The following is an 18,783-nucleotide window of genomic DNA, read 5'->3' as shown; positions in this document are numbered from 1 at the left end:
GAAACGTCCGTTCCCCGGGGAGCGGACGTTTCTGTTTCTGTCCCTCTGCAGCCCAGCCCCTGTCCCTCAGTGCCCGTCATGTCCGCAAGCCGGTAAAGGCGGCCACCCAAACGCGCAGCTACGATGGGCGCCATGGAAGATTCGATCACGCTGCGCTTTCTCGCCGCGCCCACCGATGTCGCGGCCGACGGCACCACGGTGCAGGCCGGGAGGGTCCTGGAATGGATCGACAAGGCCGGGTACGCGTGCGCCGTCGGGTACTCGGGCGGCTACTGCGTCACCGCGTATGTCGGCAATGTGCACTTCACCCGGCCGATCCACAACGGCGACCTGATCGAGGTCAGTGCACGCATCGCGCACACCGGCCGTTCCAGCATGCAGGTGGTCGTCACCGTCGACGCCGCGGATGTGCGCTCGCGGCAGTTCCGGCCCGCCATGGACTGCATCCTGGTGTTCGTCGCCATGGACGAGCAGCGGCGGCCCCGGCCAGTACCGGCGTGGGCGCCCACCGACGACGCGTCGGAGCGGCTGGCGCGCGGGGTCGCCGGCCGGCTCGAAGCCCGGCGCGAGATCCGCGAGGTGATGAGCGCCCAGGCTTACACGGACGCGGGCACCACTCCCTCCGAAAGCTTCCGTTTCCTCGCCGCCCCCACGGACGTGAACAGGGGCGGCCACGCCCACGGCGGGATCGTGATGCGCTGGATCGACGAGGTGGCCAGGGCATGCGCCATGGGCTGGTGCGGCGCCGACGCCGTGGCGGTCTACTCCGGCGGCATTCACTTCCTGAACCCGGTCCACATCGGGGACCTGGTGAAACTCTCCGCGCGGATGATTTACACCGGACCGCACTCCATGCACATCGCTGTCCACGTTCGGGCACGCGACCCGCGCGGCGGCGACTGGCGGGACACCACTCAGTGCATGACCGTCTTCGTCACCCGGGACGACGCCGGCCACGCCGCCAAGGTTCCGCAGCTGGTGCTGCGTTCCGATGAGGACCGGCGGCTGGCTGCCCACGCCCAGGACCTGGTCCGTCGTCGAGCCGCGCTGCCCCCGCTGGAGTTCGGCGTCGAGCGGACGTACTGACCATAACCTCGCGGCAAAAGTGCGGAGCACGATGAACGGTCCGAGGTTGGACGTTCCACTTTAAGGTCAGGTGCAGCCGTGGCCCGCCACCCCTTCCCGCGCGCGGTTCAAGGCGCAAGAATGAACGCGGCACGGAACGCGCCGCATCCACTACGGAAGGCAAACCCATGGCACTGGACCTTAACCCCTACCTGCAGTTCAGCGGCAACGCCGCGGAGGCGATCGAGTTCTATCACTCGGTTTTCGGCGGTGAGCTGCAAAAGATGACCTACGCCGAGGGAATGGGCGACGAGAACCCCGAGACCGGCGCGAACATCATGCACTCGTCGGTGTTCGTTGACCGCGGCTTCCTACTGATGGCCGCGGACGCGCCGCCCGAGATGCCCTCGTCCGGAAACGGCTCCATATGTCTCAGCTCCAGCGGAGAGGACCCGGGCGACGAGGCCAAGTTGCGGACCTATTGGGAGGGCCTGAGCGACGGCGCGACCGTCGACATGCCGCTGGAGAAGGCGCCGTGGGGTGACTACTACGGACAGCTCACGGACAAGTTCGGCGTGAGCTGGATGGTCAACATCACCGGTCCCGAAAACGCCGACGCAGCACGGTAGAGGCCAGTCGGCCGGGCAGTACGCCCGTCCGCTCCCAACTCCGAGTAGGGCCACCCGTTGAGCTGTGACCCTACTTAGTAACGGTGAGGGTCTGCGTCGACGTCTTTGTCAGCTCTTTCGACCACACCTTTTTCGTCTCTGCGAAAGTGGTGGTCTTGTAGACCTTCCGCTCCAGAGGGTAAACGTTAGTGCTGAACTTTGCACCGATGATTGGTCGGACAAAGGGCTGTTGGGGAAAGGAGTCTCCCCAGAGATTCGTGCCGGCCCAATCCATCCAGATGTTTTCCTCGGTGTACGGGAAATATCCTGCACGGGCATGGTAAACGCCATCGAAATTGCCCGTGCACTCAAGGAACATCAGTTCGATCTCGAAACCGTCCATGAAGTGGGTCTCAACATCTGCGACCTCGCAGTTCATCTTGACTAGCTTGCTGCCGTCAGAGACCAATGTTTTCTTCTTGAGCTTCTTGCCAGTCGGTTTATCCGTCCAGGTCTTGTATTTCACGGTCGTGGTGACTGAATACTTGCCGGGCTTCAGCGAGACAGTGGAAGCGTTCTTCGCTAGCGTCTTCTGCCCCTGCTTCACTGTGAGCTTAGCGGAGCTGAGTTTGGCCTTGCCGCTAGTTTTGACTGAAGGCTTGATGATCGCCTTCCCTGTCTTTTTCGAGGCTTTGACTGTCTTGAGCTTATTAATGGTGACAGTCGGCGCAGCGCTCTTTGAGGCCTGTACTGATACGACCGCGGGCGCGGAGGCGGTGGCCGCTGGCACAGCGCTGCCGGCCACAAGCCCTAAGGAAATGGACAGCACCACAAAGGGCGCAGCTAGGCGACGAAACATGTTTCCCCCAACGTAAATTTACTGTAAGCAAACAAAGCATATGTGCGCTGAGTCACTCGTCAAAATCCATAGGTTGTCCGTATATTTATGAGGGCTTGGTTCGCGGTGTCTTGCCTTCACGCTCGCCTACACCGACAGGCAAAGTGCGTGGTCATGTCGCCTCTGTGGGAGCTCGAAAATTCGGGCAAGCTTGCAATAACGGTGCAGCGTTGGAGATTGCGGATATTGCTGCCGCCTCTATCTGCCGGTCCCCGAACGGACAAGAATGGAGTCGGAACTGAGCTTCACCGACTTCGGACAGAACGAGGACCACATGGCCATCACGGATTTCGATCGCTACCCGCTCACTTTCGGCCCCAGCCCGGTCCACCACCTGCCGCGGCTCAGCAAACATCTGGGCGGCGCGCAGATCTGGGCCAAGCGGGAGGACGTGAATTCCGGCCTGGCCTACGGCGGCAATAAGACCCGCAAGCTTGAGTACATCGTCCCGGACATCCTCGCCGAGGGCGCGGACACCATCGTGTCCATCGGCGGCTTCCAGTCCAACCACACCCGGCAGGTGGCAGCAGTGGCCGCGACCCTCGGCCTGAAGGCCCTGCTGGTGCAGGAGAACTGGGTGGACTGGCCGGATCCGCTCACCGACCGCGTGGGCAACATCCTGCTCTCCCGGCTCATGGGGGCTGACGTGCGGCTCGACCCGGCCGGCTTCGACATCGGCATCCGTGACTCCTGGCAGAATGCCATCGCCGAAGTCGAGGCGGCCGGCGGCAAGCCCTACGCCATCCCGGCCGGCGCCTCCGAGCACAAGCTCGGCGGGCTGGGATTCGCCAACTGGGCCTACGAGGTACAGGAGCAGGAGAAGGAGCTCGGCGTCTTCTTCGACACCATCGTGGTCTGCACCGTCACCGGCTCCACCCACGCCGGCATGATCGCCGGGTTTGCCGCCCTGCAGGACGCCGGCGGCCGCCCGCGCCGCGTGCTCGGCATCGATGCCTCCGCCACCCTGTCCAAGACCCGTGACCAGGTCGGCCGCATCGCCCGCAACACGGCGCAGCTCATCGGGCTCGAGCGGGAGCTGCACGACGACGAGATCACCGTGCTGGAAGGCTGGGCCGGCGACCTCTACGGCATCCCGGTCGAATCCACCCTGGAAGCCATGCGGCTGAGCGCCTCGCTCGAAGCCATGATCACCGACCCGGTCTACGAAGGAAAATCCATGGCCGCCCTGATCGACCTGGTCAGCACCAAGCAGATCCCGGCCGAGAGCACCGTGCTCTACGCCCACCTCGGCGGCCAGCCGGCCCTCAACGCCTACAGCGGCCTGTTCCGGAGCTAGGAAACAACGACGGCGGCGCCACAGTGCCAGGGGTGTCCGGGTGCCGACCACCCGCCTTTATGGTGACGGGCAGAGGGTGGTCGATCGTGGGAGGGCACCTACGGGAGAAGATCGAGCATTCCGGGCCGCGCCTTTATCGCATCCACAGGGAGGATGCCGTGCTTGAGTGCGGAATCGTGGACCTTCACGCAGCGTACGCGGCCAGAGCTTCACGGATGACGTCGGAACGCGTCTTCCCTTCACGCGCCGCCCGGTCGTCGATAGCGGCGAGCTCTTCCGACGTGAGGCGGAGGGCGACGACCTGCGAGGGCTTCGCGCCGCGCCCCGGCCGTCCGCGGCCGCGCTTCTTCAATGCGTCGACGTTGTACCCAGCCTCGGCCTCGGCTGCCCATTCCGCGATTTGCTCCTCGGAGACCGGCACACCGTTGATCGCCTCGCCTGTACTCATAACGATATCGTAATACGTAATTGGCTGCGCATCAATGCCGCCACGCGAAGCTTGCTTGTTTCGGAGTTAGCAAACAACGACGGCGGCGCTCGCCTGAGCGCCGCCGTTCAGCGGGTCCCCGGCCGGCAGGGGAGCGCTAGCGGGCCAGCTGGATCAGGCTGATGTACAAAATGGTCACGGCAAGCGCAGCCAGCACCTGCCACAACACAACGGTTTTCCGGCCGGCGGGCCTCCGGTGTACCTCGTGCTGGTACTCGACGGCATCGAGGGCCAAGCCGATGAGGATGGCACCGCCAAGGTTCATCCAAAAACCGTTGCCGGCCATATTGAAAAGGGTGATGAACAGAAAGATGAAGGCAATGCCGAGCACATCGCGAAAGACCTTGCCGCCGCTGGAGAATTTCCACTCCAGGTAGCTTTTCGGCTTTTGCTGCGTTTCTGAAGTCGTTTGATCGTGGGTTGTCATGCATTTCCTCCGGGCTTAGTCTGCCGTCATTGTGCCATGACCGCGGACTAGGTCGAAGTTTGAGCCAGCTTTACGATCCACTCGGGGGTCTGGTGCCCTTGCTTCTTGTCTGTCACTACACGCAGCTTGGCCGCTTGAACTCTGATGTGCTCCTGCTGGAAATTCTCAGTAGCTATAGGGGACGGCGGCTCGATCTCCACGTCCTCAAGAGCCGTGACCTTTTGAACCAAAACGTCGGTTGAAGCGACCTGGAGGATCCTCGCCTCTTCTTCGCCGGCGAGATTGCTTTCGGCGAGGAGCGCCAACACGCCGAGCCCGACGACCTTGCGGTCCATGCTGGGCGACATGGACGCATCCAACGCCCACTCCGCCCTCGCCCACCACTGAGCACGACGATCGGCCTCGGCCTGAGCCCGCATGCTGCGCCAGCCTATGTAAGCGGCGATGAGGGCAGCCAAGAGGATAGCCAGCGGACCGAGGGACGCGAGGACATCCCAGACATCATGGGCGTCGTTGCGGACCACAACCTCGAGCGGATCCGGAGCTTGCAGCGGGATCATGGCTCCAACCTAGGGCATGCATCGGTTGATGTGGCTTAGGACATCGGGTTATTTGTGTGTTCGGTATTTGCTCAACACAGGAGGTGGCGTTCCGGAAAACGGAAACGGCGGCTGCATCTTTTCTCAAAGACTGGGATGATCAGGCCATGAGTAAGTCATCGATGATCATTCCTTCAGATCTTGCACGTGCGGCCCGCGCACTTACTCAGGTCTCGTCCAAGGTGATCGGCAAGGCAGCCGGTCTGGACAAGAAACAGGTGCGCGACTTTGAGAAGGGCAACCAGGCACTGACTCCGGAGCAGAACTGGCAATTGCGCCGTGCCTTGGAGCAGTTCGGCGTCGTCTTCATCGAGGACGACGACCACGGCGGCTACGGAGTGCGTCGGAAATTCAACGCTTCCAAGATTGCGCGTTTGGAAACCTGGGAAGGCGAAGGCGGAGCGGCTCACGAGGACGACATCTAGCTGGGCGCATCTTGTCAGCCGCTTGCGCTGACAAGTACGGGTGGTGCTCCCCGCTGTCAGAACCGGTCGCGCAGCCAGGACCGGCCCAGCCCGTCCTGGCGCAGAATGCTTAGCTAACTTTCCCTTCGGCGACGCGCACGATGTAGTCATCGGTCTTCTTGCCGGTCTTCTTGTCCAGCTTCACGATCAGCGCGGCCTTCATCTGGCGCACCTGACGCTCCAGAGACTCCTCGTTCGCCATGGTCGGCGAAGTGGTCTTCTGGCTCTTGCCTTGGACTGTCTGCCGCTCGCTCGTTGACATCATCAGCCTCCAAGTCTTCTCTCTCAAGGTTAGCTTTCGCTTCGTGCCCGGGAAAGGCATCGAACTTCAGGACGGAACTGATCATCTCCAAGTCCCGACTGGTTACCCTCCAGCGTCTGCGCCACGTCCATGGTTTGTGCGCAATTCGGGAATTTTCAGTAAGGTGATCGAGCATTTTCGTGCCGATGGCCTGAGTTTTCAGCGAGTCAGATTCAGATTTGCCGAGTGCGAATTGCACGCGTTTCCACCATTCGTCGCTGGCATCGGCGCGTGTCCGTTGCCGTACGGTGGCGAGGGCCGCCAGCGCTGCAAGGAAACCAACCAGTGGGAGCAAGAGCGGTGCGTAAGGCAGGAAGATATCAGCCCCTGGTTTTAGCCAGTGCAAGATCGCCTCGACAGCGTCTGAGAACCAACCCATACAAGGAGCCTATGCGCCGCTACTGACCGTATTGGGCGCGATGAAGCCCCACGCGCGTCAGCCGGTATGGGCCGGGGAGGCCAGCGATTCGATCAGGTCGAGCGAATTCTGCGGGCAACAGCATCCCGCGGGATCGCGCAGATTTTTGTGCGGAACGGTGGCGTCCGCAAGGATGCAGGTGATCCCCGTGCTGCGAAGAAGGAGTCGACGCGATGACAAAGTATTTGATTTCGTTTCCGAGTGCCGCCATGGTCGTTTCGAAGGAAGAGTTGCCGGCCGTTTCAGATGCGTCGCACGCTGTGGTTCAGGAGGCGAAGGATGCCGGCGTGTGGGTGTTCGGCGGCGGCATCGATAAGAGTATCCGGCCTGTCATGGTCGACGGCGATGGGACCGTGCGGGAGGGCACCTACCCGCAGACGGCGCAGCTTGAAGGCGGCTACTCGGTGCTGGAGTTGCCCTCGTATGATGCGGCCTTGGAGTGGGCCGCGAAGATCGCGGTCGCTTGCCGTTGCGCGCAGGTGCGGGCCTTCCACTACGACCCCGCCAGCTAGGACTCGGATGGACGGCCCGGCTCGCTCGGCCCGTGACCACACCGCTGGATAGGCTCGAAGTCCACCCAGAACATGCAACGAAGAACGCCGTGTGCGGCTCTCAAGGTAGAGCCGCACCCGGCGTTTCGTCTCACTATGCTTCCGCAGGGCCGCCGGTCCGCCCGACCGTCGGGCTGCTTGTGGCGAAAGATGCGTGGACCTGGCGGCCCTGCGGAAAGTTTTGGTGCCGGCGGCGAACCGGGAGCTGGCTATTGACCCGGGCCCGCCGCCGGACTGATCAGGCGGCCGCGGGCTCCCTGACCGACGACGGCTTCTCCAGCAGGTAGTTCTGGTAGGCCGGGATCGTCAGGAAGGCCGGGAACTCTTCGCCGAGGGCAACCTCTTCGAAGATCTCGCGGGCGTCGTCGAACCGGTCGCCGTCGAACCGGGGCAGGCCGGCGAACTCTTCCTCCAGCAGTTCGCGGACCCATTCGCGGGTGATGATCTCGCCGTCGTCGGTCACGGCGTGGGCGTGGATCCACTGCCAGATCTGCGAGCGGGAGATCTCCGCCGTCGCCGCGTCCTCCATCAGGTTGTGGATGGCCACCGCGCCGTTGCCGCGCAGCCAGGACTCGATGTACTGGATGCCGACTTCCAGGTTGGTGCGGATGCCGGTCTCGGTGATGGTCCCTTCGGTGCCGGCAACGTTCAGCAGGGCGGCGTCGTCGGGGATGACATCCTCGCGCTGGCGGTCCAGCTGGTTCGGCCGGGCACCCAGCACGCCGTCGAACACCTCGCGGCAGACCGGCACCAGATCCGGGTGCGCCACCCAGGAGCCGTCGAACCCGTCGGAGGCCTCGCGGGTCTTGTCCGCGTGCACCTTCTCCATGGCGATGGCGTTGGCCTCCGGGTCGCGGCGGCTGGGGATGAACGCGGCCATCCCGCCGATGGCCATGGCTCCGCGGCGGTGGCAGGCGCGCACCAGCTGCTCGGTGTAGGAGCGCATGAACGGCGCCGTCATGGTCACCTGCGTCCTATCCGGCAGCACGAACCTCGGCCCGCGGGCCCGGAAGTTCTTGATCACCGAGAAGATGTAGTCCCAGCGGCCGGCGTTCAGCCCGGAGGCGTGATCGCGCAGCTCGTACAGAATCTCCTCCATCTCGAACGCGGCCGTGATGGTCTCGATCAGCACGGTGGCCCGGATGGTGCCTTGCGGGATGCCCAGCAGGTCTTGCGCCAGGATGAACACGTCGTTCCACAGCCGGGCTTCCAGGTGCGACTCGATCTTCGGCAGGTAGAAGTACGGTCCGCGGCCCTGACTGATGAGCCGCTGGGCGTTGTGGAAGAAGTACAGGCCGAAGTCCACGATGCCGCCGGCCACCGGTTCGCCGCCGATCAGCATGTGCTTCTCCGGCAGGTGCCAGCCGCGCGGCCGCACCACGATGGTGGGCAGGTCGGTCAGCGTCTGGCCGGTCAGCTTGTATTCCTTGCCGGTATCGGAGACGAAGTCGATCCGCCGCTCCAGCACGTCGGTCAGGTTCAGCTGCCCGTTGATGACGTTGGACCAGCTGGGCGTGGAGGAGTCCTCCATGTCCGCCAGCCACACCTTCGCGCCGGAGTTCAGCGCGTTGATGGTCATCTTCTTCTCCACCGGCCCGGTGATCTCCACCCGGCGGTCCTCCAGCCCGGGCGCCGGGGGAGCGACCTTCCAGCTGGAGTCCTCGCGGATGTGCCGGGTGCCGGGCAGGAACTTCGGGTCGTGCCCCCGGGCGATCGAGCGCCGGCGGTTCTCCCGCTGGACCAGCAGCTCGCGCCGCCGGGCCGCGGTGGCCTGGTGCAACCGGGCCGCGAACTCCAGCGCCTGCGGCGTCAGCACTTCCTCCTGCCGGCACACGGCCGGGCCCGTCAACGTAATCCCGTTCAAGGTAATCGGATCGTTCATCGCTCATTCACTCCTCAAGAAGTGCATCGACTGATCAGCTGGCGCCCTTCCCAGCCCTGAGAAGGGCGCCTGCTGACTCCTCGATGCGGCAAAAGATTTAGTGGAACTGGCCCTCTTCGGTGGAGCCGACCAGTGCCAGGGTGCTGCCGTTAGGGTTGAGGGCAGTGGAGATGGTGTCGAAGTAGCCGGTGCCCACTTCGCGCTGGTGCTTGGTTGCGGTGTAGCCGCGGTCTTCGGCGCCGAATTCACGCTCCTGCAGGTCCACGTAGGCGCTCATCCCATTGCGGGCGTAGCCGTGGGCCAGATCGAACATCGAGTAGTTCAGGGCGTGGAAGCCGGCCAGGGTGATGAACTGGAAGGTGAAGCCCATCGCCCCGAGCTCGCGCTGGAACTTGGCGATCGTCGCGTCGTCCAGGTGCTTCTTCCAGTTGAAGGACGGTGAGCAGTTGTAGGAGAGCATCTGGTCCGGGAACTCGGCCTTGACCGCCTCCGCGAACTTGCGGGCCAGCTCCAGGTCCGGGGTGCCGGTCTCCATCCAGATCAGGTCCGAGTACGGGGCGTAGGCCTTGGCCCGGGCGATGCACGGCTCGATCCCGTTGCGCACCTTGTAGAAGCCCTCGGGGGTGCGCTCGCCGGTGATGAACTCGGCGTCGCGCTCGTCCACGTCGGAGGTGAGCAGGGTGGCGGCCTCGGCGTCGGTCCGGGCGATGATCACGCTCGGGGTGCCGGCGACGTCGGCGGCCAGGCGGGCCGCATTCAGCGTGCGGATGTGCTGGCCGGTGGGGATCAGCACCTTGCCGCCCAGGTGGCCGCACTTCTTCTCCGAGGCCAGCTGGTCCTCCCAGTGCACGCCGGAGGCACCGGCGGCGATCATTGACTTCATCAGCTCGTAGGCGTTCAGCGGCCCGCCGAAGCCGGCCTCGGCGTCGGCCACGATCGGCACCAGCCAGTCCTCAACGGTCTGGATGCCCTCGGAGAACTCGATCTGGTCGGCCCGCATCAGCGCGTTGTTGATCCGGCGGACCACCTGCGGCACCGAGTTCGCCGGGTACAGCGACTGGTCCGGGTAGGTGTGGCCGGAGAGGTTGGCGTCCGCGGCCACCTGCCAGCCGGAGAGGTAGATGGCGCGCAGCCCGGCCTTGACCTGCTGCACCGCCTGGTTGCCGGTCAGCGCGCCGAGTGCGTTGGTGTAGCGGCCCTCGGCGGCCTCCTCGGTCAGCTGCTTCCACAGCTTCTGCGCGCCGCGCTTGGCCAGCGTGTGCTCTTCCTGGACCCGGCCGCGGAGGCGGACGACATCCGCTGCGGTGTAGTCGCGAGTGATGCCCTCCCAGCGGGAATCGGCGGCCCACTCGAGCTCCAGTGCCTTGGCCGCTTCCTCAGCGTTCATCGGGGCCGGCTCAAATGATGCAGTCATTGCTGTCTCCTGTTCGGTGTCGGGTCCGGCAGGTTCCGATCCTCGGTGATCGGTCCGGGCCAAATCCTTCGTGAAACCGACTATTCCGCACTCTGCAACACCCAAACCAGAGAAATTGCTGGAAAGATTTGCAGTTCTTCTCGTATCCTCAAGAAATGACAACCACCAGCTGGAATCGTCCCGCCAAGCACGACGGCGGTGCCTCCGCAGAGCCCGAAATCGACGTCATCAGCCTGGGCCGGCGGGTGCGGCACCTGCGCAAGGCCCAGGGCATGACCCTGGACGATCTGGGTGCCGCCGTCGGCGCCGCGCCCTCGCAGCTATCGCTGATCGAGAACGGCAAGCGCGAACCCAAGCTCGGCATGCTGCAGGCGCTCGGCAAGGCGCTGGGCGTGGGCATCGACCAGCTGCTCGGGGCCGAGCCGCCCAGCCGCCGCGCGGCGCTGGAGATCGAGCTGGAGCGCTACCAGCGCGGGCCGCTCTACGAGTCGCTCGGACTGCCGAAAGTCCGCGTCAGCTCACGGCTGCCCCTGGACGTGCTGGAGTCACTGGTGGGGTTGCAGCACGAGCTGGAGCGCCGGCTGGACGAGCAGGCCGCCACCCCGGAGGAGGCCCGCCGGGCCAACACCGAGCTGCGGGCGGAAATGCGCGCCAGGAACAACCACTACGAGGACCTCGAGGCCCAGGCCCAGGAGCTGCTCAAGGCTGTCGGTTTCAAGGGCGGCCCGCTGTCCCACCACGTGGCCGCGGACATCGCCGAGCACCTCGGGTTCAGCCTGCAGTACGTCGGCGACCTGCCGCATTCCACCCGGTCCGTGACCGATTTAAAGAACAACAGAATTTACCTCACCCAGGGGCACCGGTCCGAACACGACCCGCGTTCGGTGCTGCTGCAGGCCGTGGGGCACTACGTCCTGGGGCACCAGACACCCACCGACTACGCGGACTTCCTGCGGCAGCGCGTCTACACCAACTACTTCGCCGCCGCCCTGCTCATGCCCGAGCACGCCACCGTGGACTTCCTGCAGAAGGCGAAGGCCGCCAAGGAACTGGCCATCGAGGACCTGCGCGACGCCTTCAGCGTCTCCTACGAGACCGCCGCCCACCGCTTCACCAACCTGGCCACCCATCATCTGGGCATCCCGTGCCACTTCCAGAAGGTCCACGTTTCCGGCATCATCCACAAGGCCTACGAGAACGACGGCGTGAACTTCCCGGCCGACCACACCGGCGCCATCGAGGGCCAGCCGGTCTGCCGCAACTGGACGTCCCGCGCCGTGTTCGACGTGCCGGACAAGTTCCGTGCCTTCAACCAGTACACGGACACCAAGGCCGGGACCTTCTGGTGCACCGCCATCACCGAGCGGCACTCATCGGGGGAGTACTCGCTCAGCATCGGCATCCCGTACAAGGAGGTGAAGTGGTTCCGCGGCCGCGACACCACCGAACGCTCCGTCTCCAACTGCCCCGACGAATCCTGCTGCCGCCGCCCACCCGCCGATCTAGCCGCCCAGTGGGCCGGCAAGGCCTGGCCCAGCGCCCGCGCCAATTCCCACCTACTGGCCGCCCTCCCGCCAGGCGCATTTCCCGGGGTGGATGAGACCGAGGTTTATCGGTTTTTGCAGGTGCATGTCGGCAAGTAGCTGGTTTAACGCGTACCCGCATTCAAACGACTGATAGCCGCACAAACGTAGGCCCGAGGACACTTTGGCCTCTAATATCATGCTGCATACCCGTCGCATAGCCCTGCACCCGCGAGCCCACATTCTGCCTCGCGAGGAGCCGTGCGCGCTGGAAGCCGGAATTGCCTTGCGCTTCTGCTCGCATCATTTGCGTTTGGCTGAATGCCCCGGGGTTTTCGGAGCGTGGAGCCATAGCAAGCATATTCTGGTGTGGATTCGCCGTCTCCGGACGGCAAGTTCTATTGTCAGTGTAATCTGAACCGTGGATATCCGGCCGGGCGGGCGGCCGCGGTGTACCGCAAGCTCCCGGGCTTAGAATGTGCCCGAGCGGAACTGCGCGCCGCACGCCAGTAGTTCGCGTGACAGGCGTCGGCTTTGGTGCCGGGCGATCAAGTTATGAACCTATTTACGTCACGCGGTGGGTGTTTGCGTTCAAGCGCCTCCTTACAAGCCAGGCACCTCTTTACTCGGCGGTATCTGCGGCCTCGGAGAACAGGTAGATACGCTTCCGGGAGCAGCTGTGCGAGTGTACAGTCAAGGTCGACATAGTATGTACCTTGGAAAAGCTTCGACAATTTTGAGTGCGGAGCCGCAGCTGAATATTTAGGGGAGTTTTGGCTATAAATTTGAAAGGGCTGGTACCCAGTTCCACGGCTTCGATGATCGTGCCACGAGATATCTTTGACGCCTTACCTGGGAAACCGTGGCCGCGGCTGCGGCTTGAGCAGGGTGAGGTGCTTCAAAAGTGGTTTTTGAACCGGGACCGACGAGATAACGTCATCAAGCAAAATACGGGGGGCGGCAAGACCGTAATCGGCTTGTTGATTGCCAAGAGCAGCCTTAACGAAGGAATCGGACCAGCTGTCTATCTGGTTCCTGACACTTACCTAGTCGATCAGGTTGTTCGGGAGGCGAGCGCTCTGGGCATCGCCACCGCTATTGACGTTAACGATGTTGACTTCCGAGCCCAGCGCGCGGTCTTGGTGACCACTTTCCACAAGATGGTAAATGGTCGGTCAGTCTTCGGTGTGCGGGGGGATGACCGTGAAACAATGAGCGTCGGGACTGTGGTCGTCGACGACGCCCACGCAGCCTTAAATGCTGCCCGAGGTATCTTCACAGCAAAAATTGCCCGCAACCGTGAGGCCTACGACAAGTTATTGAACTTATTCAAAGGCAATCTCCGACAGCAGAGCCAGCGCATATGGGCGGATATTGCTGCTGGGGATTACTCGAGCTCATTGCGTGTGCCGTTTTGGGCCTGGTCAAGCCAGCAGGACGCCGTGCTCGAGATACTGCGCGATGAGGGTGGCGATAAAGAGAACAAGGACTTCTACTTCTCATGGCCCCTTATACGGGAAGCACTTGTGCATGCCGTTGTAACCGTCAACAGCCGGGCTATCGAAATGCGCATGCCTTGCCCCCAAATAGACCTGATTCCGTCGTTTGCTGAAGCCCAGCGAAGGGTTTACTTGACTGCTACGCTCGCCGACGATGGCGTTCTCGTCACTGAATTGGACGCCAGGCCTGATGACGTCCGAAATTCTTTGACACCTGACAGAGCGGCTGATCTGGGTGATCGGATGATCTTGGCCCCGCAGGGTATCAATCCAAACATTTCAGACGAAAATGTTCGTATCCTGGCTTTTCAATTCTCCAAGGGTATCCGGGATGGAGGTGACACTCCCACGTCCGATCCCGTAAACGTTGTTGTCGTGGTCCCGAGTGTGAAGAAGGCACAGTCTTGGAAGTCCTTCGCAAACGTAACCTGCGACGTGAAAACGCTCGCGCCTGTGGTAGAACGTCTTAAGAACGGCGAGCATCTTGGACTCATCGTTCTGATCAATAAATACGATGGAGTTGACCTTCCGGGTGACGCTTGCCGGCTCCTCGTTCTGGACGGCGTCCCGACGCCGCTGGACGCCTCCGAGACCAGGGAATCTGCTGCACTCTCGGGCAGTAACACTTTCTTGGCGAAAAAGATTCAGCGTCTTGAGCAGGGGCTGGGGCGAGGAATTCGGGATGCCCATGATCATTGCGCGGTACTGCTGATAGGGCACGAACTCGCAGTAGCCATCGTAGATCCATTGGCGAGGAATCTGTTTTCTCCCGCAACGAGGGCGCAAATCGAGCTCAGTCAGCAGATCGCCGAACAAATCGCGGGCGAAGACATCGGTTCGATACGTGAAGCCATGGATATTTTTCTGCGGCGCGAGCTGGATTGGGTGACTGCGAGCAGCCAAGCCAGGGCCGGCGTCGTCTACGACACTGAAGGGCAGGTCAGCGAACTCGCTATCGCCCGACGAACGGCCTTCGATCGCGCCACGGCCGGTGATCCTGGAGGGGCGGCTGGAACATTGCTCGCTTCCCTGACTCCATTATCCCCCAAGGAGCGAGGCTGGCATGGAGAGGAAGCGGCATCATTCCAACACCAGGTTGATCCAGCCCAGGCGCAAGCTATCTTGGGGCAGGCTCGGAGGGACAATGCCTCGGTTTTGATGCCTCTAGTGGCCACACCAGTAAGGCAAATCCGGCCAGCTGGCCTACAAGCTAAAGCCTGCGCAGCCTTCTTAACAGAAAGATACTCGAATCCAACCTTGTTGGTTTTAGGGATCTCAGCGCTCCTTGACCGTTTGATTTGGGATGAAGACGGAGCGGACGCGGCAGAACAAGCCATGGAAGATATTGGTTCACATCTCGGATTCTCTTGCCAGCGGCCCGACAAGGTCTACAAGACCGGGCCAGACGGCCTATGGGCTATCAATGATGATGTGCATGTAGTCTTCGAACTTAAGACAGAGGTTACTCGAGCTGAGAACCGGATCCACAAGAAGGAAATTGACCAGCTGGCTGGCCACTTGAACTGGCATGCGAATAATTACCCAGGCATCCCGAGAGTAATTCCTGTCATGGTGCACCCAAAGGAGTTCCTAGATACCGTTGGTTCTGCCCCACAGGGGTGTCGTCACATCGGACCCGAGGAGCTCATCTCAATGAAGAAGAGCATCAGTGATTTTGCCAAGGCCATCTCACTGGACCGAGGCTGGAAGAGTCACGAGGTAGTGGCGCGAAGGTTGGAAGAGTTCAAACTCACGCTCGATCACGTAGTGCTTAGGCATTCAAAGCCCTTGCGACAAGAGCAGAGTTGCTGACTTCTTTTATCTGATAGCGGCAGGGGGGTGGGGGGCCCACCCTGGCAAGCTCTAGCTGCGCCTGACGGCGAATGTAGGCCTGCCCATGCATGCACTACTTCTCTGACGCCAAGCGTCGCAGCTCTTCAGCAGACAGCTGTGCATAGGGATTCAGCGTCTGGTCCTTGCTCGTAGGTTCAATCTCTTGCCGATCCCGCCAGCCCCAGTTGTTCTTGAGGCTGAAGGCTGCACCGCTATTCGCCTTGCCGTAAAGCTGCTTCTCTGCGAACTCGTGGCAGCGTTCGCGAGCTGCCTCTAGCGTGTCCAGAAACTCGTCGCGTTGCTGTAGTCGAGCAAGGTCTGGCGGCTGATGCCTATAGCTCGTGCAAGTCCGGATACCGTGTAGGGCTGCTGCTCGGTCAACACGGCGCGATTGTTGTAGATCATCTCGCCGCGCTCGTTGACACCGGCCTCTACGACGCGCTGCTCAGTGTGCGGATCGCACATATCGAAGTAGGCCTGAATAGCTCGGTCAAGCTCATCTACCGTCTTGAACTTGAGCGGTCGTCCGCCCTTGTTCTTTTCCTCAGGTGTGTCTGGTGCTTCTAGGTCTGCCATGAAATGCCCCTATTTAAGCACAAAGGCAAAAAAATGAAAGAGCCCCATTGCTGGAGCTCTTTCATTACATGCTAGTCGTTCTTCTTACCCCGAGCTTTAGGAGTCGCCGCCCCCAGGAAAGCCGTTATCTTGTTCTTGTCGTCGGAACTGAACTGCGACTTTCGAATGGTCGACGGGATCTCACTCTTCGGTACCGCGTTGTATTTGGGCTTATCGTCTTTCTTCTTGTCAGCCATTACGGCCTCCTTCTAAATCCAGTTGAGTGTATCCAGGCCAACGATGACGACCATGGATGCCCACATCGCAAGAAGGATGCCGTACCCGATCTTCAGCCTGACAGCAATCTTATCGAGCAGGGACATCTCCCCCCTCATCGCTGCGAGGTTATCCTTCACGATGGTCCATTCGACCGAGTATGGGTCCTTGGTTAGGTACTTCTCGAAGAGGCCTGTGGGATCGCTTTCATCCCCAGGCCTAGGCAACATGGTCCAAAGACCCACCGCGGCGGCAACGACGGACAAACCAATGCTGATAAACATCCATCCGTTGGCCAAGCTTGTGGTCTGGATGGTGGCCAAGATACCGGCAGCGCCTACCAGGACGGCTGCTCTTGTGTGCATGGCGTTTCGTCGGGCAGCGAGAGCAGCACGTTGACGATCTACCTCGGAATGAACGATTTTGAGCTGTTCAGTTGGATGAGGGAGCTCATCAGGCTCTGTGGACAGCTCAATCCTAGGAGCCACGAAACGAAGGTGAAGTGAGGTCATCAAAGGGACTCTCGCCTAACCGCGACGCTTCAGTTCATCCCAGTGAACGCCGTAGATAGCCTCGATGATCTCTGTTGCGTCTTCCACTACGTACCTCCGTTGTCTTGAGTGACAGCTTTGATCGTAGCTGAAGGGGCGGTTTGATCCGCTGTTCTAAACCGAGCCGCTCCCTTATTTTGTCCGAGCCTTCTAATAGGGTCAGAGGCATGTACATCACCTCCAGTTACGACGACCCCTCGGTTGTCCCGCCCATCATCCGCGACCGCTACAAGTGGCTGGAGACCGGTAACGCTGCAGCCATCTTGCGCGCAGTTGCACCGGAGGAATTTGACGATCTCCTGCAGGTGCTTGATGAATTCGAGCTGACGCCGAACGAGTGGCTGGTGAAGGGCGGCAACAAGGGCGACATTGCCGCAAACTTGGACGGTCGGTTTAGGAAGCTTGGCTGGAAAGAGACCCGGATCGACACAGAGACCAGGGGTTACTTCTTCACCGACTTCCAGAAGAAGGGCAGAAGTTATGTGCCACAGACGGCAGAAGAGGTGCTTTCCGTCTACAGCAAAGGCTTCCGAGTGGACAACCACAAGGGTCGCATGATCGTTGACATCGAATGGAACGCCAAGGACGGCAACCTTGACCGCGACCTTGCGGCCTACCGCTCCTGGTACGAGTACGGACTGATCGACGGCGCGGCCATCATCACCAAGGATCGGCTGCCTCTCCTCAGGCTGGCTCGGAAAGTATGGAGCGATTTCCAGGAGACGCTTCCCCAACACAAGCGCAAGAAGGGACTGCCGATCGACTTGAGCACGTCCACAGTAACTGCCTTCGATAAGGCAGAGATTCGAGTCAACCGCGGCGGCGCCGGCAACTGCCCTGTGATCATCATTGGAGTGACGGACAAGACGTGGGATGGCACACAGTTTGATGCGTACGAGCATGACGAACTGGAGGATCCCGAGAGCCCGGAAGAGATGACCGACGAACAGTTCGCGGCCTTCCTCGAAGAGAACGAATAGAATCTACTGATCATGACTACTCCCCCGCGCCCTGCCCCGCTCCGCGCTGATGTTACACCTACACCGTTCACCCCGCTGCCCTCCGTTGAAGGCGGATTTCAGACCGTATTGGCTGACCCGCCGTGGCGTTTTCAGAACCGGACGGGCAAGGTAGCGCCGGAGCATCGCCGGCTAGACCGCTACGACACGATGACCTTGGACGACATCAAGGATCTACCGGTCGAGCCTCATCTGGCGAAGAACGCGCACCTCTACCTCTGGGTACCTAACGCGCTGCTTCCTGAAGGCTTAGAAGTCATGAAGGCTTGGGGCTTTAGGTACGTCAGCAACGTCATTTGGGCCAAGCGTCGCAAAGATGGTGGACCCGACGGTCGTGGTGTCGGCTTCTACTTCCGCAACGTAACCGAGATTCTCCTCTTCGGCGTTCGTGGTTCGATGCGGACGCTCCCTCATGCGCGCAGTCAGGTCAACATGATCGAGACTCGCAAGCGCGAGCACTCGCGTAAGCCTGATGAGCAGTACGAGTTCATTGAGAACTGCTCGCCTGGCCCTTATCTTGAGATGTTTGCTCGCTACCCGCGTGAAGGCTGGCATGTCTGGGGTAACGAGTCTGACCATGAGGAGACTGCGCCTCGTGGCAAGGTCCACAAGGGCTATGAGGGTGGCGCCATTGAGCGCCAGACCGAGGCTATTGACGACGAGCTGGTCGCGAGCGTTCGATCCGAATGAGTGCTACAGGTGTGGACAATAGGCCGGAACAGCCTCAATCCGAAACGATGCTCTCTCATGACCCTTTTTTCAACCGGGATTTTTGGAGAGGGGTAGTTGGGAGTGTCACGGCTGGCGCAATCATGGCCGTTGCCGGACTTATCGCTGCAGCAGTGATAACCGATTTGATCGATTTTCAAGCAGCTGTTGCAGCGGTGCTGATGTTCGTACCGATACTCTTCGTCGTGGTCGTTGCCTTCATTATTTTAGGACTGGTGGTAACTGCTCCGCGCTTCCTCCGAAGCAGCCGCAAGGAAGAAGTTCGCGTTACTTGGAATCAGTCCGGCGGCGTGCCCACGCCAGTGCTTGCGGTTATGGGAGTTATCAGTTCAGTAATCTTGGTCGTCATGTACGTCTTCGGCCAGATTCTTAATTCGTCCTGACCGT

The 18,783-nt window shown here is 61.4% G+C and carries 20 protein-coding genes; 10 read left to right on the top strand and 10 right to left on the bottom strand.

The genetic code is table 11. The features are described 5' to 3' along the window. The first annotated feature begins 132 nt into the window (after positions 1-132). Positions 133-1,086 carry an acyl-CoA thioesterase gene (locus AC5RVS_RS01510; RefSeq protein ID WP_494106851.1) on the top strand — a complete coding sequence of 318 codons (954 nt, stop codon included), beginning with the start codon at positions 133-135 and terminating at the stop codon, positions 1,084-1,086. A 167-nt stretch (positions 1,087-1,253) separates the two neighbouring features. Then, positions 1,254-1,694, top strand: coding sequence for a VOC family protein (locus tag AC5RVS_RS01505; RefSeq protein WP_494106850.1), 441 nt, complete (start codon positions 1,254-1,256; stop codon positions 1,692-1,694). A gap of 70 nt (positions 1,695-1,764) precedes the next feature. Here AC5RVS_RS01505 and AC5RVS_RS01500 read toward each other — a convergent pair whose 3' ends face one another. Next, positions 1,765-2,532 (bottom strand): hypothetical protein, encoded by a 768-nt coding sequence (locus tag AC5RVS_RS01500; RefSeq protein ID WP_494106849.1) that lies wholly within the window; start codon positions 2,530-2,532, stop codon positions 1,765-1,767. Between the two features lie 313 nt (positions 2,533-2,845). Here AC5RVS_RS01500 and AC5RVS_RS01495 point away from each other — a divergent pair, with 313 nt between their 5' ends. Continuing rightward, a complete protein-coding gene (locus tag AC5RVS_RS01495; protein ID WP_494107293.1) occupies positions 2,846-3,868 on the top strand; it encodes a 1-aminocyclopropane-1-carboxylate deaminase in 1,023 nt (340 codons plus the stop codon). A 184-nt stretch (positions 3,869-4,052) separates the two neighbouring features. On the opposite strand, the gene AC5RVS_RS01490 is transcribed toward AC5RVS_RS01495, so the two are convergent. From AC5RVS_RS01490 to AC5RVS_RS01480, 3 genes are all read right to left on the bottom strand, one after another. Further along, the gene (locus AC5RVS_RS01490; protein ID WP_494106848.1) at positions 4,053-4,316 is read right to left on the bottom strand and encodes a ribbon-helix-helix domain-containing protein; all 264 of its coding nucleotides are present in this window, start codon (positions 4,314-4,316) and stop codon (positions 4,053-4,055) included. Positions 4,317-4,452: 136 nt separating this feature from the next. Further along, entirely contained in the window at positions 4,453-4,782 is a 330-nt protein-coding gene (locus tag AC5RVS_RS01485; RefSeq protein ID WP_494106847.1) for a hypothetical protein, read from the bottom strand. Between the two features lie 47 nt (positions 4,783-4,829). Further along, complete coding sequence (locus AC5RVS_RS01480; RefSeq protein ID WP_494106846.1) at positions 4,830-5,342, bottom strand: hypothetical protein; 513 nt, start codon at positions 5,340-5,342, stop codon at positions 4,830-4,832. 146 nt (positions 5,343-5,488) lie between these two features. Between AC5RVS_RS01480 and AC5RVS_RS01475 the strand changes: the two genes are divergently transcribed. Continuing rightward, positions 5,489-5,806, top strand: coding sequence for an XRE family transcriptional regulator (locus AC5RVS_RS01475; RefSeq protein WP_494106845.1), 318 nt, complete (start codon positions 5,489-5,491; stop codon positions 5,804-5,806). A gap of 109 nt (positions 5,807-5,915) precedes the next feature. On the opposite strand, the gene AC5RVS_RS01470 is transcribed toward AC5RVS_RS01475, so the two are convergent. Beyond that, positions 5,916-6,110, bottom strand: a complete 195-nt coding sequence (locus AC5RVS_RS01470) for a hypothetical protein (RefSeq protein WP_494106844.1) — start codon at positions 6,108-6,110, stop codon at positions 5,916-5,918. A gap of 627 nt (positions 6,111-6,737) precedes the next feature. Here AC5RVS_RS01470 and AC5RVS_RS01465 point away from each other — a divergent pair. Further along, a complete protein-coding gene (locus tag AC5RVS_RS01465) occupies positions 6,738-7,076 on the top strand; it encodes a YciI family protein (RefSeq protein WP_494106843.1) in 339 nt (112 codons plus the stop codon). Between the two features lie 277 nt (positions 7,077-7,353). On the opposite strand, the gene aceB is transcribed toward AC5RVS_RS01465, so the two are convergent. Both aceB and aceA read right to left on the bottom strand, forming a co-directional pair. Beyond that, on the bottom strand, positions 7,354-8,997 hold the full coding sequence (gene aceB / locus AC5RVS_RS01460) for a malate synthase A (RefSeq protein WP_494106842.1): 1,644 nt from the start codon (positions 8,995-8,997) through the stop codon (positions 7,354-7,356). A 97-nt stretch (positions 8,998-9,094) separates the two neighbouring features. After that, positions 9,095-10,411 carry an isocitrate lyase gene (aceA, locus tag AC5RVS_RS01455; protein WP_494106841.1) on the bottom strand — a complete coding sequence of 439 codons (1,317 nt, stop codon included), beginning with the start codon at positions 10,409-10,411 and terminating at the stop codon, positions 9,095-9,097. 128 nt (positions 10,412-10,539) lie between these two features. On the opposite strand from aceA, the gene AC5RVS_RS01450 reads away from it, so the two are divergent. Further along, on the top strand, positions 10,540-12,054 hold the full coding sequence (locus AC5RVS_RS01450; protein ID WP_494106840.1) for a helix-turn-helix domain-containing protein: 1,515 nt from the start codon (positions 10,540-10,542) through the stop codon (positions 12,052-12,054). 665 nt (positions 12,055-12,719) lie between these two features. Further along, positions 12,720-15,245, top strand: coding sequence for a DEAD/DEAH box helicase (locus AC5RVS_RS01445; protein WP_494106839.1), 2,526 nt, complete (start codon positions 12,720-12,722; stop codon positions 15,243-15,245). 294 nt (positions 15,246-15,539) lie between these two features. Here AC5RVS_RS01445 and AC5RVS_RS01440 read toward each other — a convergent pair whose 3' ends face one another. The 3 genes from AC5RVS_RS01440 to AC5RVS_RS01430 all read right to left on the bottom strand — a co-directional run bounded on the left by AC5RVS_RS01440 (position 15,540) and on the right by AC5RVS_RS01430 (position 16,420). Continuing rightward, entirely contained in the window at positions 15,540-15,842 is a 303-nt protein-coding gene (locus AC5RVS_RS01440; protein WP_494106838.1) for a terminase small subunit, read from the bottom strand. Positions 15,843-15,913: 71 nt separating this feature from the next. After that, positions 15,914-16,078: a hypothetical protein gene (locus AC5RVS_RS01435; RefSeq protein ID WP_494106837.1), complete on the bottom strand. Its 165-nt coding sequence runs from the start codon at positions 16,076-16,078 to the stop codon at positions 15,914-15,916. A gap of 12 nt (positions 16,079-16,090) precedes the next feature. Next, positions 16,091-16,420, bottom strand: coding sequence for a hypothetical protein (locus AC5RVS_RS01430; RefSeq protein ID WP_494106836.1), 330 nt, complete (start codon positions 16,418-16,420; stop codon positions 16,091-16,093). A gap of 395 nt (positions 16,421-16,815) precedes the next feature. On the opposite strand from AC5RVS_RS01430, the gene AC5RVS_RS01425 reads away from it, so the two are divergent. From AC5RVS_RS01425 to AC5RVS_RS01415, 3 genes are all read left to right on the top strand, one after another. Next, a complete protein-coding gene (locus AC5RVS_RS01425; protein WP_494106835.1) occupies positions 16,816-17,628 on the top strand; it encodes a BglII/BstYI family type II restriction endonuclease in 813 nt (270 codons plus the stop codon). A gap of 12 nt (positions 17,629-17,640) precedes the next feature. Beyond that, the gene (locus AC5RVS_RS01420) at positions 17,641-18,357 is read left to right on the top strand and encodes an MT-A70 family methyltransferase (protein WP_494106834.1); all 717 of its coding nucleotides are present in this window, start codon (positions 17,641-17,643) and stop codon (positions 18,355-18,357) included. Between the two features lie 122 nt (positions 18,358-18,479). Next, entirely contained in the window at positions 18,480-18,779 is a 300-nt protein-coding gene (locus tag AC5RVS_RS01415) for a hypothetical protein (protein ID WP_494106833.1), read from the top strand. Positions 18,780-18,783 lie beyond the last annotated feature (4 nt).

It is taken from the genome of Arthrobacter sp. Y3221048 (assembly GCF_059092685.1).
The sequence above is the reverse complement of the archived record's forward strand: the minus strand, read 5'-3'. Positions and strand labels throughout refer to the sequence as shown.